Source organism: Mycoplasma sp. 3392 (assembly GCF_053851755.1).
Genome location: NZ_JBSQBF010000001.1, coordinates 307,624 through 325,563, shown reverse-complemented (window position 1 = coordinate 325,563; position 17,940 = coordinate 307,624). Strand labels below are relative to the sequence as shown.

The 17,940-nt window shown below is 31.5% G+C and carries 13 protein-coding genes; 6 read left to right on the top strand and 7 right to left on the bottom strand.

Annotated features, from left to right (window positions below):
- Nucleotides 1–6: 6 nt before the first annotated feature.
- The 4 genes from asnA to lysS form a co-directional block, all read right to left on the bottom strand.
- Complete coding sequence (gene asnA / locus ACWXVV_RS01305) at nucleotides 7–981, bottom strand: aspartate--ammonia ligase (RefSeq protein WP_438341393.1); 975 nt, start codon at nucleotides 979–981, stop codon at nucleotides 7–9.
- 65 nt (nucleotides 982–1,046) lie between these two features.
- Nucleotides 1,047–1,712 carry a uracil-DNA glycosylase gene (locus ACWXVV_RS01300; RefSeq protein ID WP_455984538.1) on the bottom strand — a complete coding sequence of 222 codons (666 nt, stop codon included), beginning with the start codon at nucleotides 1,710–1,712 and terminating at the stop codon, nucleotides 1,047–1,049.
- Entirely contained in the window at nucleotides 1,693–2,547 is an 855-nt protein-coding gene (fmt, locus tag ACWXVV_RS01295; RefSeq protein ID WP_438341395.1) for a methionyl-tRNA formyltransferase, read from the bottom strand. The genes ACWXVV_RS01300 and fmt overlap by 20 nt, the downstream gene beginning before the upstream one ends.
- A gap of 66 nt (nucleotides 2,548–2,613) precedes the next feature.
- The gene (lysS, locus tag ACWXVV_RS01290) at nucleotides 2,614–4,089 is read right to left on the bottom strand and encodes a lysine--tRNA ligase (RefSeq protein ID WP_438341396.1); all 1,476 of its coding nucleotides are present in this window, start codon (nucleotides 4,087–4,089) and stop codon (nucleotides 2,614–2,616) included.
- Between the two features lie 252 nt (nucleotides 4,090–4,341).
- Between lysS and ACWXVV_RS01285 the strand changes: the two genes are divergently transcribed.
- Genes ACWXVV_RS01285 through ACWXVV_RS01275 form a run of 3 tightly spaced genes read left to right on the top strand, consistent with a single transcriptional unit; the run spans nucleotide 4,342 to nucleotide 8,607 of the window.
- A complete protein-coding gene (locus ACWXVV_RS01285) occupies nucleotides 4,342–5,955 on the top strand; it encodes an ABC-F family ATP-binding cassette domain-containing protein (protein WP_455967718.1) in 1,614 nt (537 codons plus the stop codon).
- On the top strand, nucleotides 5,933–7,270 hold the full coding sequence (locus ACWXVV_RS01280; RefSeq protein WP_438341398.1) for a C1 family peptidase: 1,338 nt from the start codon (nucleotides 5,933–5,935) through the stop codon (nucleotides 7,268–7,270). The genes ACWXVV_RS01285 and ACWXVV_RS01280 overlap by 23 nt, the downstream gene beginning before the upstream one ends.
- A gap of 2 nt (nucleotides 7,271–7,272) precedes the next feature.
- The gene (locus tag ACWXVV_RS01275) at nucleotides 7,273–8,607 is read left to right on the top strand and encodes a C1 family peptidase (protein ID WP_438341399.1); all 1,335 of its coding nucleotides are present in this window, start codon (nucleotides 7,273–7,275) and stop codon (nucleotides 8,605–8,607) included.
- Between the two features lie 32 nt (nucleotides 8,608–8,639).
- Here ACWXVV_RS01275 and ACWXVV_RS01270 read toward each other — a convergent pair whose 3' ends face one another.
- The 3 genes from ACWXVV_RS01270 to ACWXVV_RS01260 are packed head-to-tail and all read right to left on the bottom strand — an operon-like array spanning nucleotide 8,640 to nucleotide 11,292.
- The gene (locus tag ACWXVV_RS01270) at nucleotides 8,640–9,476 is read right to left on the bottom strand and encodes an alpha/beta fold hydrolase (RefSeq protein ID WP_455967716.1); all 837 of its coding nucleotides are present in this window, start codon (nucleotides 9,474–9,476) and stop codon (nucleotides 8,640–8,642) included.
- Nucleotides 9,466–10,449: a lipoate--protein ligase gene (locus ACWXVV_RS01265; protein ID WP_438341401.1), complete on the bottom strand. Its 984-nt coding sequence runs from the start codon at nucleotides 10,447–10,449 to the stop codon at nucleotides 9,466–9,468. Before ACWXVV_RS01265 ends, ACWXVV_RS01270 begins: the two co-directional genes overlap by 11 nt.
- Before the next feature lie 9 nt (nucleotides 10,450–10,458).
- Nucleotides 10,459–11,292 carry a Cof-type HAD-IIB family hydrolase gene (locus ACWXVV_RS01260; RefSeq protein WP_438341402.1) on the bottom strand — a complete coding sequence of 278 codons (834 nt, stop codon included), beginning with the start codon at nucleotides 11,290–11,292 and terminating at the stop codon, nucleotides 10,459–10,461.
- A 106-nt stretch (nucleotides 11,293–11,398) separates the two neighbouring features.
- Here ACWXVV_RS01260 and ACWXVV_RS01255 point away from each other — a divergent pair, with 106 nt between their 5' ends.
- The 3 genes from ACWXVV_RS01255 to ACWXVV_RS01245 are packed head-to-tail and all read left to right on the top strand — an operon-like array spanning nucleotide 11,399 to nucleotide 17,939.
- Complete coding sequence (locus ACWXVV_RS01255; protein WP_455984539.1) at nucleotides 11,399–14,224, top strand: cation-translocating P-type ATPase; 2,826 nt, start codon at nucleotides 11,399–11,401, stop codon at nucleotides 14,222–14,224.
- 60 nt (nucleotides 14,225–14,284) lie between these two features.
- Nucleotides 14,285–16,135, top strand: coding sequence for an ABC transporter ATP-binding protein (locus ACWXVV_RS01250; RefSeq protein ID WP_456012455.1), 1,851 nt, complete (start codon nucleotides 14,285–14,287; stop codon nucleotides 16,133–16,135).
- Nucleotides 16,128–17,939 carry an ABC transporter ATP-binding protein gene (locus ACWXVV_RS01245; RefSeq protein ID WP_456012454.1) on the top strand — a complete coding sequence of 604 codons (1,812 nt, stop codon included), beginning with the start codon at nucleotides 16,128–16,130 and terminating at the stop codon, nucleotides 17,937–17,939. Before ACWXVV_RS01250 ends, ACWXVV_RS01245 begins: the two co-directional genes overlap by 8 nt.
- The last annotated feature ends 1 nt before the right edge of the window (nucleotide 17,940 follow it).

Genomic DNA, 17,940 nt, shown 5'->3' with positions numbered 1-17,940 from the left:
AACCTCCTATAAAAGTGGAATTTTACGCATAATTGCTTGAGCTTCCGTTTCATCATCTCAAACACTTACTTGTACTTCTCCAATGTGGTGCTTTTCTAAAAGAAACATTGCTATTCTACTTTGACCAATACCTCCACCTACTGTAAGCGGTAAAGTTTTATCAATAATTTTGGCATGATAAGGACTGATTGCTTTAATTTCTTCTTTACTTAATTGATATTGTCGTTGTATTGATTCTGCATCTACTCTGATTCCCATACTACTCAATTCTAGTGCTTGATCGTTAGTTGCATCGTAGACCACAATATCACCATTCAATAATCAATTGTCGTAATCTTTTGCCCGTTTCGAGTGTGGTTGTTTGTCTGGCAAATCATACCCTATTTGACTAATAAACGCAGCCTTGTGTTTTTTAATAAATTCATATTCTCTTTGTCCTGGATCTAAATTTGGATAAAGGCTGTATAGTTGCTGAGAAGTGATAAATGTTATCTTTTTGGGTAATTTTTGTTCCAAAACCGGATATAAACGATTGATTGCTTTTTCAGTGTTTTTTAGACACTTGTAAATTGTTTCAACTACTTTTTTAAGGTACTTGATATTGTATTGATCTTCGCCAATAACTTTCTCTCAGTCTCATTGGTCGACATAAAATGAATGTAAGGAATCTAAAATTTCCTCTCTTCTGATTGCATTCATGTCAGTATAAATCCCTTCTCCAACATGAAAATCATAACGATTAAGAGCATGTCTCTTTCACTTTGCAAGTGAGTGAACAACTTCTAATTCGTATTCAAAATTTTTAGCAAAAAATGCTACTGCTTTTTCACCATTTAATGTGTCGTTTAATCCACTATTTTTGGCTAAAAATAATGGAGCAGATACTCTTGTTAAATTTAGTTCTTTACGTAAGTTATGAGAAAAAATGTCTTTAAGTTTTTCGATAGCAAATTGTGTTTCTTTTATGTTTAGTTTATTCATAGAATAAATTTTAATGCAATCTCTTAAAACTTTTCGAAAAGAAAAAAATAACTGTATTATCGCAGTTACTTAGTAGATCAATCAATAGTTGTTTTGTTTAAACTAGTCAATATGTCATTACATTTTTTGAAAACATTAGAACCCAAAAAACCTCTATAAGCGCTTAATCCTGAAGGATGAGAAGTGAACAAGTAAAAATTGTCTTTGAGAATCAAATTGTTCTTGATTAAGAAATTTTTGGCGTAATTACCAAAAACTAAAAACACTAAATTTTTGTGTCTTTTACAAATTTCACTAAGAGTCTTGGCAGTAAAAATGTTTCAATTTCAGTCTTTGTGCGACAAAGCCTTACCAATTTCAGCAGTTAATGTTGTATTAAGCAAAAGAACTCCTTGATTGCGTCAATTTATTAGATTATTGGTCAAAAAGACTGAATCAGGATATGAATTTTTAATTTCTTTGAAAATATTATTTAATGAAGGTAGTCGTTTGTTACTGCTGGAACTAAAAGCTAAACCATCCGCAACTCCCTTGGTAAAATAAGGGTCCTGACCTAGTATTATGACTTTAAGATTTTCAAAATCCAAGTCAAAGCATTTAAAAATGTTGTCTTTTGATGGAGCTAGTTTTTCATCTTCGATTTGATTCAAATTATTTGCAATTTTGACAAAATATTCTTGCTTTTGCTCTTGCTCTAAAAAGTCATTGAAACTAAACGTTTTGTTTGACACGTTTTTTCCCCTCTATTTGATATTCAATTAAGTACAATCACTCACTGTTAATACTTATTTTCATAGGAGTAGAAACCTTTTTCTTAGTTGCTCGGAAAATTTTTATTCTCTTTCCATTTTCAACTATAAATGCTCCTGGTTGGTCATTAAAAGCTTTAATTTTTGCTAGCGCTTTATCAATAGAATCAGCTGGCAGAATTTCGGCTTCGTGATTTTCTATTTTTGGTGCTCAAGTAACTTTTGCTTCGTCTTGAACTACTGCTTCATTTGAACCTTGAATTAAATCATTCAGTCAATTATCAATATTCTTTGTTGTGTGATCAGCCATTTTTTCATAAAGCTCTAAAGCAGTGTCATTTTCTTCGATATCAAAGCAAACTTGTGCAATCATGTCACCAGCATCCATTGCTTTAGTCATATAAATTAGTGTTACTCCAGTTTGCTTATCTCCATTCAACAGCGCATGTTGAATAGGAGCTGCTCCACGATATTTCTCTAGCAATGAACCATGCACATTTATTGATGCTATTTTCGCTAACTTAAGAACTTTTTCAGGAATATATTGTCCAAAAGCAGCAGTAATCAAAAAATCATAGTCCAACGAAGACAATTCATCATAAATTTCGCCAATTTTTTCAGGTTGGTATAACTTGATAGCGTTTTGTTTAGCAAGGCTTGCAGTTGATGTATCCAAAAGTTGTTTTTTTCTGTCAAATTGACGATTCGGTTGTGAAACGATTGCTACAACCTCATATTTTTCGTTATTAATAAAATGAGAAAAAATTTTGGCACTGAAATCAATAGTTCCAGCAAGGATAACTCTAGTTTTTTTCATGTCTTGAATTATACAAAAACCTTGTTGGCAACAGAAAATAAAAAGTGCCATTTGGGCACTTGAATATTATTCATGGTTAGGTAAATTTTTCAATTGTGGGAATAATAAAACTTCACGAATTGATTCATTTTCAGTTAGTAACATTACTAAGCGATCTATTCCAATTCCACATCCACCAGCAGGAGGCATTCCATATTCTAAAGCTTCGACAAAGTCTCAGTCAATTTCGTTAGCTTCGTCGTTTCCTGCTTCACGTTCTTCTAATTGTGATTCAAAACGTTCTAATTGGTCAATTGGGTCAGTTAGCTCAGTAAACATGTTAGCAAATTCTTTTTTGTTGATGAATAATTCTGCTCTTAATGTGAAACGTTCATCCTCAGGCATTTTAGCAGCTAAAGGTGAAATTTCAATTGGGTGTCCTCACACAAATGTTGGTTGAATCAATGTTTCTTCTACATATTTTTCAAACAATTCGTTAATTACGTGTCCTAATTTGAAATATTTTTCAACTTTAATTCCATGTTTTTTAGCAAGTTCAACAGCTTCTTGGTCATTTAGTTTTCTTACATCTAATCCTACTTTTTCACTCACAGCATCCACCATATTAATGCGTTTGAATGGTGCTTTAAATGAAATAGTTTGACCACCAAAATTTACTGTTTCAAATCCTAAAACGTTAGCCAAGTAATTGAATAGTTGTTCGCAACGTTCCATCATTCCTTCCATGTTCGAGTGTGCTTCATAGAATTCTATAGATGTAAATTCAGGATTGTGAGTTGTGTCTACTCCTTCATTTCTAAAAATACGACCTATTTCGTAAACTCTTTCTAGTCCACCTACTAAACATTTTTTAAGTGGTAATTCTGTTGCAATACGTAAATAAAAATCACTTGATAAAGCATTGTAGTATGTAGTGAAAGGTCTAGCAGCTGCTCCACCCAAAATTGGTTGAAGAACTGGTGTATCAACTTCCAAATAGCCGTTTGAGTCAAAGAAACGACGCACAGAAGCAATAATTTTTGAACGTAAAATGAATGTTCTTTTCGTATCTTTGTTAACTGTTAAATCAACATAACGACGACGGTATCTTTCTTCTTGATCAACTAATCCATGGAATTTATCTGGCAATGGTCTCAGAGCTTTAGTTAGCAATTCAAACTTAGCAACCTTAACCATAATTTCATTAGTGTGAGTTTTTGAAACTAACCCTTCAGCATGTAAGATGTCTCCTAAATCGACTAATTTTAGAACTTCGTTTTGTACTTCAGATAGTGATTTTTTATCAATGTAAAGTTGCACTGTGTTTTCTCTGTCTTGAAGCACCAAAAAAGGCCCACGCTTAGCAATTAGACGTCCGTTTACTGAAACTATTACGTTTTTTTGTTCTAGTTGTTCGCGGTCGAATGAATCAAATTGTTCATGGATTTGTCCACAGTTGTGACTTGCTTTGATCGCTAAACTAAATGCTGGTTTATTTAGTTTTTGCAATTGTGCAATTTTTTCACGACGGACAAGTTCTTGTTCTGAAAATTTTCTTTCCATAATGTGTCTCCAATAGTCAAAAAAAATTAATTAAACATGAGTTTAAAAATATTTATGCTTAATATTTTATAAAAAAAGACTACAGAATTTACACAATTGCTTTCTTAAGGTCATAAAGTAAACAAAAGAATATTCAAGAGACTGAAAAAAGACACAAAAATAATCTATTGTGAAACACGTAAATAATATTATTTGGCCTAAAATTTGCAATTGTTGTAAAATTGTTAATGTTATACATTAAATGGAGGTTTTATGTTAGAAGTACAAAATTTAAGCAAAATTTTCAGTGATAAAAAACTGTTTCAAAATGTTAATTTGAAGTTTTTACCTGGGAACACTTACGGAATAATTGGGGCAAATGGAGTCGGAAAAAGTACATTTCTAAAAATCCTAGCAGGACAAGAAGAACAAAGTAGCGGAGAAATTATTAAATCAAAAGGTTCTCGTCTTTCAGTATTGAGTCAAAATCAAAATGAGTTTGACGATTTTATTGTTACCGAAGTTGTTATTATGGGTAATCAAGATTTATACAAAATTCAAGAAGAGAAAAATGCCATTTATGCTAATCCTGAAGCTTCGATGGAAGATTATGAAAGAGCTAGCGTTTTGGAAGAAAAATTTGGTGAAATGGGTGGATGAAATGCTGAAAATGATGCCCAAACCTTACTATCTGGCTTAGGAATTGATAAAGAAAAATGAACCATGCCAATGGCTAAGCTAAAAGCTAATGAAAAGGTTAAAGTATTGATTGCTAAGGCTTTATTTGGCAATCCAGACATTCTAATAATGGATGAACCTACTAACCACCTTGACTTAAAAACAATCAAATGATTAGAAAACTTTTTAATTGATTATGAAAACATAGTTATTGTTGTTAGCCACGATAGTGACTTTTTAGATGCTGTGTGTACCCACACAGTTGATATCGATTTTAACGAAGCTAGATTATTCACTGGTAACTATAGTTTTTGAAAACAATCAAGTCAATTGATCATGGAAATGCAAAAACAAGCTAATCTAAAAAAAGAAGAGCAAGCAGCTAAATTAAAAGAATTCATTGCTCGTTTTAGTGCTAATGCTTCAAAAAGTCGTCAAGCAACAAGCCGTAAGAAAGCTTTAGAAAAAATTGTCATTGACGAAATTAAACCTTCATCGCGTAAATATCCATTTATCAACTTCGATCTTAACCGTGCACCTGGTAAACAAATTTTAGAAGTTGAAAATTTAAGTTACATTAATGATAAGGGCGAAACACTTTTCCAAAATGTTTCATTTACCTTGAAACCTGGTGAAAAAATGGCAATCATTGGTGACGATGACATTGCTAAAACCAAATTACTAGAAATCATTATGGGGCTTGAAAAACCAACTAGTGGTACAGTAAACTGGGGAATTACTATTACTCCTAACTACTTCCCGAACAACAACGAAAAATTTTTCCAAAATGATATGACTATTTTGGAGTGAATTAGTCAATGACCACTAAACAATTCGACACAAGAAACTAAGGATAATTCAGATCACCGTATGCGTGCTTACTTAGGAAGAATGCTATTTTCGAATGATTCAGTATTTAAAAAAGTAAAAGTAACATCTGGGGGAGAAAAAGCAAGATTAATGTTTTCAAAACTAATGTTAGAAGAAAGTAATTTCTTAGTTTTTGACCAACCTACTGACCACTTGGACTCAGAAAGCATTGACTCGCTTGTTGAAGCTATTCAAAAATATAAATCTGGAACTATTTTCACCACATACAACCGGGGGTTAGTTAAAGAAGCAGCTAATGTGATTTTAGAAGTTAAAAATAATGAAAGTTTCTTATTCTACGGAAACTTAGATGAATATGAAGAAGCAATGGGGTACTAATATGATTGACTGAGAATTGTTAAATAAATGAAAAAATAATTTCAAAAGCAACAAAAATTTGAATGTTTTGAGTCATTCGATAATCAAAAACGGAATTAATAACACAGTTTACAATAATGATGTTATTGCTCGTCATCCCCATGTTTTCAGTCACGAATTAAAGACTGGAGATATAACTAACCAAAAACAATCTGGAAGATGTTGAATTTTTGCTTCTTTGAATATGGCAAGGGTTCAAAGCATTGAGAAACTAAACATTGAAAACTTTGAATTTAGTGAAAACTACTTCAATTTTTGAGAAAAAGTAGAAAAAGCTAACACTTTCTTAACTAACATTATGGCTTATGGTTTAGAACTGGATCTTAATGATCGCCTGATGCAAAGATTCTTACAAGATCCAGTTGGGGATGGTGGTTATTATGCTTGATGAGAGAGTTTGGTTCACAAATATGGAGCAGTTCCAAAACAAGTAATGCCAGAAACAATTAGTTCTGAAGCAACTGACAAAGTAAGTGAGTTATTGAATAATGTAGTCATTATGGCCGCTTTAAAAATGCGTCAAGAATATGCAAACAACAAAAAGGCTGATTTAGATAAAATTAGAATTCAAACTTTAGACCAAGTTTACAGTATTTGTGCTCAAGCTTTCGGAATTCCTCCTTATGAATTTGATTTTGAGTACTATGACAAAGATAAAAAATTTCATCGTCTAAAAGATATGACACCAATGAGTTTCTATGAAAAATTTCTTAAGGATGAATTGAGTCAAAAAATTACCCTTATTTCAGATCCTAGAGAAATTTATCCTTATGGAAAAATGATTGAGGCAAAATATTTCCGTACCGCTGTTGAAGGAAGTTTAAACAAAGCTCTAAATGTTCCAATTGAAGAACTGAAACTTGCAGCTAAAAAATCATTGCTAGCTAATAAAGCGGTTTGATTCGGGTGTGATGTTAGTCAAATGGTTGATAGAAAACTAGGAATTTTTGATTCTGAAATTTACAATTATGACGCAATGGGAATAAAAATTTCACAGTTAACAAAAGCACAAAAATTTGCAACAGGACTGATTTCACTCAACCACGCAATGACTTTGACTGGTGTAGACATTGAAAATGACACAACCAAAAACTGAAAAGTAGAAAATTCTTGGGGCGGAGATCTTGCTAAAAAAGGAATTTTTTCAATGTCAGATAAGTGATTTGATGACTACGTTTTCGAAGTGATTGTAGATAAAGAATTTGTAAGCGAAAAATATTTGAAAGGATTAGAAGAGGATCCTATTATTGTCGAACCTTGAGACCCTCTAGCGTAATTATGAAAAAAGAAATAACTCAAGAATTACTAACAAAATTTGAAGCCGATTTTGTTAAAAATAACTTTAATAAAACACTAATAAATGCTGTTACAAAAAACGGAATTAAAGAAGTAAGTTTCAATAATGAAGTAAAAATCAAACACAATCACGTGTTTTCAAGTGTTATTAATTCAGGGGCAGTAACGAATCAAAAACATTCAGGAAGATGCTGAATTTTTGCTTCATTAAATATGGAAAGAATTAATGCTGCTAAAAAGCTCAACATCGAAGACATTGAATTTAGTCAAAGTTTCTTACTTTTTTATGACAAAATCGAAAAATCAAATACATTTTTACAAAACTTTATTGAATATGGTTTAGAGCTTGACTTCAATGATACATTGTTTGTTAAACTAATGGATGGTCCGGCAGACGATGGTGGGTTCTGAGAATGATTCTTAGCTCTTATTAATAAATATGGAATTGTGCCAAAATCAGTAATGCCAGATGTATTTGAAGCCCAAAACACTGATACTTTAATGTTCGTTCTAAATTCAAAACTAAAACAAGCAGCAATGGAGTTAAGACAAAACTGACAAAAGAATCACAATGTTGAAAAACTTTATGAATTAAAAGAAAAGACAATGAGTGAAATTTACTCAATCTGCGCCATAAGTTTGGGTATTCCACCAAAAACTTTTGACTACAAATACTATGACAAGGACAAGAAATTTCAACAAATATTAAACACAACTCCAAAAGAATTCTTTGACTTGACTATTGGTGATTCACTGAAAAACAAAGTGTGTCTTGTTAATGATCCACGTCCAGAGCACCCATACGGAAAAGTTTTAAGTTCAAAATACTTTAGAAGTGTTTATGAAGCTGTGGGAAACAACCAATTAAATGTACCAATTGAAGAATTAGTTAAAGCTACAAAATTATCAATTTTAGACAACATTAGTGTTCCATTTGCTTGTGACGTTTCAAAATTTCATGATCGTAAACTTGGGATTATGGATCAAGAGTTATACAAATTTGAAGATGTTGTAGCCAATATCTACACAACTAAAGCACAAAGACTAAATTATCATATGAGTCTTCCAACTCACTTAATGAATTTTGTTGGAGTTGATTTAGATGAAAATGGTAAAGTAATCAAATGAAAAGTTGAAAACTCATGAGGTGACGACATCGCTGATAAAGGTATGTTCAGTATGTCAAATGAGTGATTCAAAGAATGAAACTTCCAATGTGTAGTTGACAAAAAATATGTTGATCCTGAGTATCTAAAAGGTTTAGATGAAGAACCACACATGCTTGACATTAATGATCCGTTAGCATACTTACACTAAAAGTAATAAAAAGCCGACAATTGCTTTCTTAGTTAAAGCTGTCGGCTTATTTTTTGTATCTGATTTAATTTTTCATCTATTAATTTTTCAATGTCTTGAAATTGTTTACTATTGATCTGTTGCCAAAAACCATGGTTTATATTATCAAAAACAATAATTTCGACACCTTGTTCTTTAGCTACATTTTCAACATCATCTTTTTGAATACAAGTGTCAATTGAACCGGTAATCAACATGTAATTGTGTACATTTTCGTACAATTCTTTTATTTTGTTAGATGTGTATTTTTTGTTCATTAGCTGAGTACTTACTAAGTAAGCGAATTTATTACTCGAACCTATCAAAGCTGAAGTTTTTTTCACTAAATTTTTAGTGATTTTTGTAAGTGATAAAGTATTATTTTTGTCACTATTTTTATTTGCTTTTGCTAAGGATAGAAATGAGTTTGTAGATTTGAAAAAGTTTTTAGCTCATTCAGAAGTGAAGAAATTTGTTTTGTAATTGAAAGGTGAAGACAGAATTCCATATTTTGCTAAGTTATTTTCTAAGAGATATAAAGCAATGCATGCTCCCATTGAGTGACTCACAACTAAGCAATCCTCATAGCCAATTTTACGAACAAATTCAGCAACAATTTTTTGATTGTATTCAATAGTTATTTGATTGCAAGCAGTAGTGAACCCACACCCAGGCAAATCTAGCATAGCAATATCATAATCACGTTCAGTATCAATGAATGCTTTTCAAATATTTAATGAAGAATTAAAACCGTGCACAAATAAAACTTTTTTAGCACGGTTATTATTTTCTACATAGCAATGAACATTTTCATTGAGTATCTGAATATTTAGTCAGTTATTATTCTCCATAAATAGTTGTTATAATTTCGTCAATGGTTAGTGTTCCAAACATTTCACTGAAATTATCAAATGATTCAAGAATTTTTCTTGTCACTTCTTTTTTATATTCGCTTCCAGTTAGTTGTTTTTCAACTTCATCATGATCTGTTAATGATAAGTAGTCACCTTCTAGACGAATGTGTTCAAAAACGTTTTCTTTTACTGAATATTTTACTTTTAAAATTCCACCATCTCATTTTGCTTCATTGATAACACTGAATGGGAATTGTTTTTTAAATACTCATTCATCTGAGTGACGATATTCTGCTAATTTAAGCATTTCTTGTTCGTATTTAGCAGGTAGATCTTCAACTTTAACATTATGTTTATGTTCGAAGAAGCTTACAAGTCTTGATACAAATTCTTTAACGTCAATTTTATTTGGTAATGTGTCAATAATATTTGTAACTCTTTGTCTTGCGCTTTTAATTCCTTTAGATTGCATTTTTAATTTCGAAGGAATTAAATAGTTTCCAACTTTTTCTAAATTAGCGTCGAAAAGTAATGTTCCATGGTGCACAATTTTGTCTTTGTAAATAAATTGTGAGTTTCCTGAAAATTTAAGTCCATCAATAACTAAATCGTTACGTCCTTTGAAATAAGCATTAACACCTAAAGATTTTAAAAATTCTAAAATTGGCTGTAAAAATTGTTCGTAACTTTGTCCGTTTTCGCGTTTTGTAATGAAACTAAAGTTAACATTTCCTAGGTCATGATAAACAGCTCCACCACCACTTAAACGACGGTAAAGTTCAACATTATTTTTGTTTAATTCATCGATTTTAACTTCTTCATAGACATTTTGATTACGTCCAATAATAACTGCATTTTCATGTTGGTAAAAGTAAATAATATCTTCGGTATTAGAATCATCTTTAACTAACAACTCTTCCATTGTAAGAGTGTAAAAAGGTGAATATTTTTTAGCTAAATATATTTTCATACTTGCTCCTTAAATGGTTTTTTCTAAAAAGATTCCAATTCCATTATCATCATTTGACTCAGTAACAAAAGTTGCTTGTTGTTTGATAACATCTCTTGCTTGCCCTAATGCTACTGAATAGTCACTGACCTCAAACATTGGTAAGTCGTTGTTTTCGTCACCAAAAACAACGGTTTCCGATTTTTTTACATAATTGTTATCAATCAAGTATTGTAAACCAGTACCTTTATCGATGTTTTTAGGAATTATATCTAAAATTGCTGAGTTAGATTGTAGTGGGTAGCAGTCTTGCAATTCATTTAGTTCTTTTTTAATTTCTTCAATACTTCCCAATACTTCATCACTGATGCAAATGATTTTGTAAATTTCATGGTCACTTAGTTTGAAAGTATTTAAGTCAATTTCTAAAACTTTGGCACGATATTCCTTTTCAACAGCATCATTAGTTTTTTTAATGAAATTTACTCATTTACTTTGCTCATTGAAGTGTTTGTAATAAATTGAATCCTGAGTATAAACTAAAATAGTTGATTTTTCTTTTCAAAGAATATTGAATGCTTTCGTTGCATCACTTAATGGAATCGCATGTTTAGAAATGAAAGACTTATTTTTTCAGTCATAAATTAGTGCTCCATTGCAGAAAGAGCAAGGAAAATCAGGCTCAATTTGATCCATAAATTTTAAAGATAGAAAAGGTGTTCTCCCTGTATTAAGTGAGAATTTTTTTCCGTGTTTTTTTAACTCCTTGATAGTATTTAATGTTCTAGGGTCAATTTGTTTTTCTTTCGTTAACAAAGTCCCATCTAGGTCAAAAATAAAATAATTTAGGTTTTTTGTATTCATAAAAAATATTTTATATTTTTCAGACACAAAAAATTAAAATTGTGCTTTTTTTGTTTTGTATGTTAATATTTATTAATATTAGATAAGCACTATTTTAAGGAGGAAAATGGACTCAAAAGAATACTTTTCTAAAACTGATATTGCTAAAGGTTTAAACGATGCTGAAGTTGCTAAAAGTCGTGAACTCTTTGGTAAAAATAGTTTGAAAGAAGCAAAGAAAAAGCACTGACTTATTGTTTATTTGGAACAATTTAAAGATTTAATGGTTATTTTGTTACTTGTTGCTACCGTTATCGCCTTTGCACTTGCAATTTTCGAAGGGGTACACACAAAATGAAACTGACAAACCTCACTAGTGGTTTCTTTTGTTGAACCATTCATCATTTTATTTGTTGTAATGACAAATGCAATAGTAGGAACAGTACAAGAAATAAAAAGTCAAAAAGCTGTTGAATCCTTAAAAAATATGTCTCCCTTGATGTCGAAAGTAATTCGAAACGGAATTTTACAAAACATTAAAGCCGAAGACATTGTTGTTGGTGATATTTTAATTATTGAATCCGGAGATATTGTTGGAGCTGATGGTTTGCTACTTGAAAGTACAAATCTAAGCTGTATTGAATCTTCTCTAACTGGAGAATCTACTGCAAGTCAAAAAGATGCAAAAGCTACTCGAGACTTGAGCTTACCAATCGCAGATCAAGACTTTAAAGTTTTCTCTTCTTCCGCCGTTGCAACAGGAAGAGGAGTAGTTCTAGTTACTGAAGTTGGTCAACAAACTCAAATCGGAAATATTTCTACTCTAATATCTGAACAAGAAAACTCATTAACTCCATTGCAAATCAAAATTAACAAACTAGGAAAAGTTTTTGGGTTTGGTGGAATTATATTGTTTGTAGTTTCATTCATTATGCAAATAATATTCCAAGCAGTTGGACACCAAGGTTTTGATAAAACTAGTTTTTGATCTTCAAGCATAGTTAACTCAATTTCACTTGCTGTAGCTGCAATTCCTGAAGGATTAGTTGCCTTCACAACTATTATTCTTTCATTGAGTGTTCGCTCAATGGCAAAACGAAAAGCAATTGTAAAAAGTCTTATGGCAGTAGAAACACTTGGATCAACTGCAGTTATATGTTCTGACAAAACAGGAACTTTGACTCAAAACAAAATGACTGTTGTAAGTTACTGAAACAATCAGTTCATGAGTGAGAATAATCAGAAAGATTTTCAAAAAACAGCAATTTTGTTTGCTTTATGTACTGATGCTAATGTTTTTTATGAAAACGATGAGCTAAAAGAAGTTGGAGATCCGACTGAAACTGCTTTACTTCACTCACTAAAAAAATTAAATAATCAAACAGTTGATCAAATTCGTTCTTTATATCCAAGAGTTAAATCATTCCCATTTGATAGCGATAGAAAATTAATGTCTACTATTAATGAAATCGACAATAAGAAAGTAGTTATTGTAAAGGGAGCACCAGAACAAATTTTCAATGCTCTACAAGACAAGTCAAATCTAGATGAACTACACAAAATTAACGAACAATGAGCTAAACAAGGTTATCGTGTTCTAGCTTTAGGAATGCGTCCTTTAAATAAAAAAGAAGCTGAAAATATTGACTTACTATCAGAGCAAAGTATTGAAAATGATTTAATTTTTGGTGGAATGGTAGCAATGATTGACCCACCAAGAGAATCTTCAAAAGAAGCAATTGCTATCTGTAAAAAAGCTGGAATTAAACCAATTATGATTACTGGTGACAATTTAGTAACCGCAAAAGCAATTGCTCATGAACTAGGAATTTACCAAGAAGGTGACATCGCAGTTAATGGTGTACAACTTGAAAAAATGAGTGATGAAGAGCTTTTAAATGAAATTCAAAACATTTCGGTTTATGCTCGTGTTGCTCCAAAGGATAAAATTAGAATTGTTAAGATGTGACAACAAAAAGATCAAGTAGTTGCCATGACAGGAGACGGAGTTAATGATGCTCCTGCTTTAAAAGCCAGTGATATTGGTTGTGCAATGGGAATTACTGGTACTGAAGTTTCAAAAGAAGCTGCCGACTTGATCTTAGTAGATGATAACTTTGCAACTGTGGTTGAAGCTGTTAAAAATGGACGCTCAATTTACCAAAGAATTAAGAATGTCATTCAGTCTTTACTTATTACATCTGTTGCTGAAATTGTTTTAGTTTTCTTTGGACTAATCATTTTCCGCTTAGTTTTCAAAAATGAAATTAATAAATACAGTTCAGAAGTTGCTGGATGAGATTTCTTTGTTCTATCAGCTACTCAATTATTGTGAATTAACTTATTTACACACGGTTTTCCAGGAATAGCACTTGGATTGCAAGAAAATAATGAAAATTATATGAACCGACGTCCATATTCAAAACATGAATCTATCTTTGCTCGCGGAATGGGTATTAATACAATCTGACAAGGAATTTTTATGGGTTCACTATCAGTCATAGGTTACTGATTAGGATCTAGTTGAGCGCTAAAAAATGGTCATGGTTCAGAATTCGTAAATGCCGGTTCTACTGTAGCCTTCATCATTCTAGGAATTGGTGCAACATTTAATACATTGACACTAATGTCTAGAAAACCAATTATTTGCTTAAACCCATTAAAATACTGAAAAGTTTACAGTTCTGTTATCTTTTCAATTGGATTTTTACTGCTAGTAACATACGTATCAAACATTGCTGAAGTATTTAACTTAATGACTAACTTTGCTAAATATTCAATACTTAATGCCTACGCGTATGGTTTAGTAGCAATAATTATTCCAGTGTATGAAGTTCATAAAATTATTACCAATTTAGTGATAAGTTCAAGAATGAAAAAACACCAAATTACTAGTTTTGAACTTATCCAAAAACCTACTGGTTTTTTCAAAAAAGGTTTTAAAAAAGAATAAAATTTAAAGAAATAGATTGAAAAATCTATTTTTGTTTATTTTTTAGAAAGGACGGAAAATATGTGAAGAGTTTTTCGGGCAATGGAATTCAAATACAAGATGCTTGCCTTGTTGACTGTTTTCATGTCAATTGGACAAGTAATCATTTCAATTCTAGCGCCTAACTTCTTAGCACAACTTATAACACAAGTTGGACTTTATGAGGCCAATCAAAAATTAATGGAAACCAAACCAGTTTCGATTGATATTCTAAATATTATCCATATCTCATACAAAGATCCACAATCAGCTATGACTGGGATAACTATTATTTTTTTAGTTACTCTTTTTGTGGGACTAATTCTAGGAGTTTCGGCCAGTGTTTGTGCTAATGTTATCGCTGTTAAAACAGCACAAAGATTGAGAGCAAATCTTTTTGCTCACATTCAGACACTGAATGCTAAAAAACTAACTCAAATTTCACAACCTCGCTTGTTAACTACTTTTACTAGTGACATAGCAAGAATTCAAGATGGAATTCTGACTTCATTGAGAACAATGATTCTAGGGCCTATTTTCTTTATTGGTGGTTTCATTTTGGCCTTAATGACTAATTTAAAATTTTCAATTTCGATGGCAATTTTAATTCCTTTACTTCTTTTAGTAACAGTTATTGTTGCAATTAAAGGTATTCCTTACTTTAAGAAGCAACAAACTGCATTAGATGCTATCAACTTAGAAAGTCAAGAAAACATTGGTGGAATCAAAGTTATTAAATCATTCAATCTTGAAAACAATCAAGAAAAAAAATATATTAAAGCTAATGATAATTGACTAAGTGTTTCAACTCGTGCCAACCTGATTCAAAGTATGGCAATCCCAGTTGTTTCACTGATTGTAAACTTGAGTACACTAGTTATCTTCGTTATTGCTGGTATCTTTGAAAGACCGGACTTAAGCGGATTACAAAGTAATGAAATTCAAGAAAAATTAGCTGAATATGCAAAATTCTTAACATCGATTAACGCCTTTATTGGATATCTATGGGTTGTTTCGAGCGGATTAATTATGTCAATCTTTGTTTCAGTCTTTTTCTTTAGAAGCCAAGTGTCAGCCTCACGGGTATGAAACATTATGGCAATGAAAAATAGTCTAAAACAAAATTTAGACTCAAAAGATGAAATTCAAGCAGGAACAATCAAATTTGACAATGTGTTCTTTAAATATTTCAAAGACTCACCAGAATATGTTTTAAGAAATATCAATCTTGAAATTCAAGCAGGACAAACTATTGGAATAATTGGACCTACCGGTTCAGGAAAAAGTTCAATTGCTAAGCTAATTACTCATGACTGAGATGTTACTGAAGGAAATTTACTTATCGACGGCATTGATATCACTGACTATAGTATTGCCAACGTTAACAAATCAATAAGTCACGTGTATCAAAAACCTTTCTTGTTATCAGGAACTATTCGTTCAAATATGCTTTTTGGAAATCCTGATGCAACTGAAGAAGAAATAGATCATGCTTTAAAAATCGCTGGAGCTTATGACTTTGTTTACTCATTTAATGACGGTCTAGACCACCCTGTGAGTCAAGGCTCAACTAACTTAAGTGGCGGACAAAGACAACGTATTTTTATTGCTCAAGCATTGCTGAAAAATCCAAAAATCATAATTTTTGATGACTCAACATCAGCACTTGATAATAAAACTGACAAGTTAGTTCGTCAAAACATTAAAAAATATTATCAAGATACTACTACAATCATCATCAGTCAAAAACTTTCTTCAATTATTGAATGTGACAAAATCGCAATTATTGAAGATGGACAAATCACAGCGTTTGACAATCATGAAAACTTATTAAAAACTAATAAATACTATCGTGAAGTGGCTGAAGCACAGTTAGGAGGAAATGATGCCTAGATATAATATGCATGCTGTTCCCTACAGAAAAATAAGCTACTGAAAAGAATTCAAAAAAATGATTAAGTACTTTGACAAAAATGGACTTAAAACAATTTCAATCTTTTTTGTTAGTTTACTTTCTGCTGCTGTCATTGTTCTTGCAAACTTTTTAGTAGGTAAACTTATAGATAAATTCTTTTTACCTAATAAAATTGCTGGTTTTGACCAAAACAAATTCATAATATTCCTAATATATCTAGCAATTTGTTACATATTAGGACAAGCATTCATTTTAATAATTAACTGATTCAGTGCCAAAATGGCTATGCGGGCTGCAGCACAAATGAGGCTACAATCCTATAAAAACTTAATGAAAATGCCATTAAGCTATTTTGAAACTAAAAATAGTGGACAATTAATGTCAACACTTACAAATGACATTGATAACGTTGCCATGGGATTAATGACCTTGATTTCACAAGCAATGATAACTATCAACTTTACTATTATTTGTTTAATAGCGATATTTGTAACAGCTCCTTTCATTGGACTATTTACGGTTGCTTTGATTCCAGTTCTTTACACTGCAATGTTTCTATTTATTAAATTTGCTATGCCTGCATTCCATCAACAACAAATCAGTATTTCAATGGTTAACGGATTTGTTGAAGAAATTATCAAGGGACAAAATATTATTACTTCTTTCAATCGCCAAGAAGAAATGATTAAACGTTTCAAAGTACACAACGATAATTTAGTTAAACCTGCAATGAAAGCTGGAATTTTGGGAGGAATTACATATCCTTACTCAAATCTGGCTGCTATGATTTTACGTTTAGCAGTAATCAGTCTTGCGGCATTTCTAATTATGAATAACAAATCTGGTGGTAATGGAGTTATGACACTTGGAGCATTATCAGCAGTTAATATCTATTTAGTAATTTTTACCAACCAATTTATTCAAGTAATGAACGTTTTCTCAACTATTCAAATGGCAGTTGCTTCTAGTTCTAGAATCAGTGAAATGATGGTTTTAAAACCAGAAATTGACAATTCGAAATTATTGACAATTACCGATATCAAAGGTGATATTAAATTTGAAAATGTTGACTTTTCATACACAAACAATCCGGAAAACTTACAACTTAAAAAAGCAAGTTTTTGAGCTAAGAAAGGGCAAAGCATTGCCATTGTGGGGCCTACCGGAGCAGGAAAAACTACAATTGTTAACTTGCTTTCGAAGTTCTACCAACCACTAGGTGGGAAAATCTTGGTTGACGATCGTGACTTAACACAATATAGCGAAGAATCATGAAGAGACAATATTTCTGTTGTTCTTCAAGACACATTCTTATTCAAAGGAACTATCAAAGAAAATCTTCGTTATGGAAACTTAAAAGCTACTGATGAAGAAATTCATGAAGCCGCTAAATTAGCACATGCTGATGAATTCATTCAAAAACTTGAACACGGATATGATACTGTAATTGATCAAAGCGGTTCAAACTTATCTCAAGGAGAAAGACAACTTATTGCTATTGCAAGAGCTATTTTAAGTAATAAGGACATCTTAATTCTTGATGAAGCAACAAGTAATGTCGATGTACACACAGAGAAAAATATTCAAAAAGCAATGCTTAACTTGATGAAAGGAAAAACTTCATTCATCATTGCTCACCGTCTTTCAACAATAGTTAACTCTACATGTATATTGGTTGTCGATAAAGGGCAAATTGTAGAAAAAGGAAATCACCAAGAACTATTAGCATTGAAAGGTATGTATGAAAAAATGTACCATTCAAACTTTGAGGATAATGATTAAT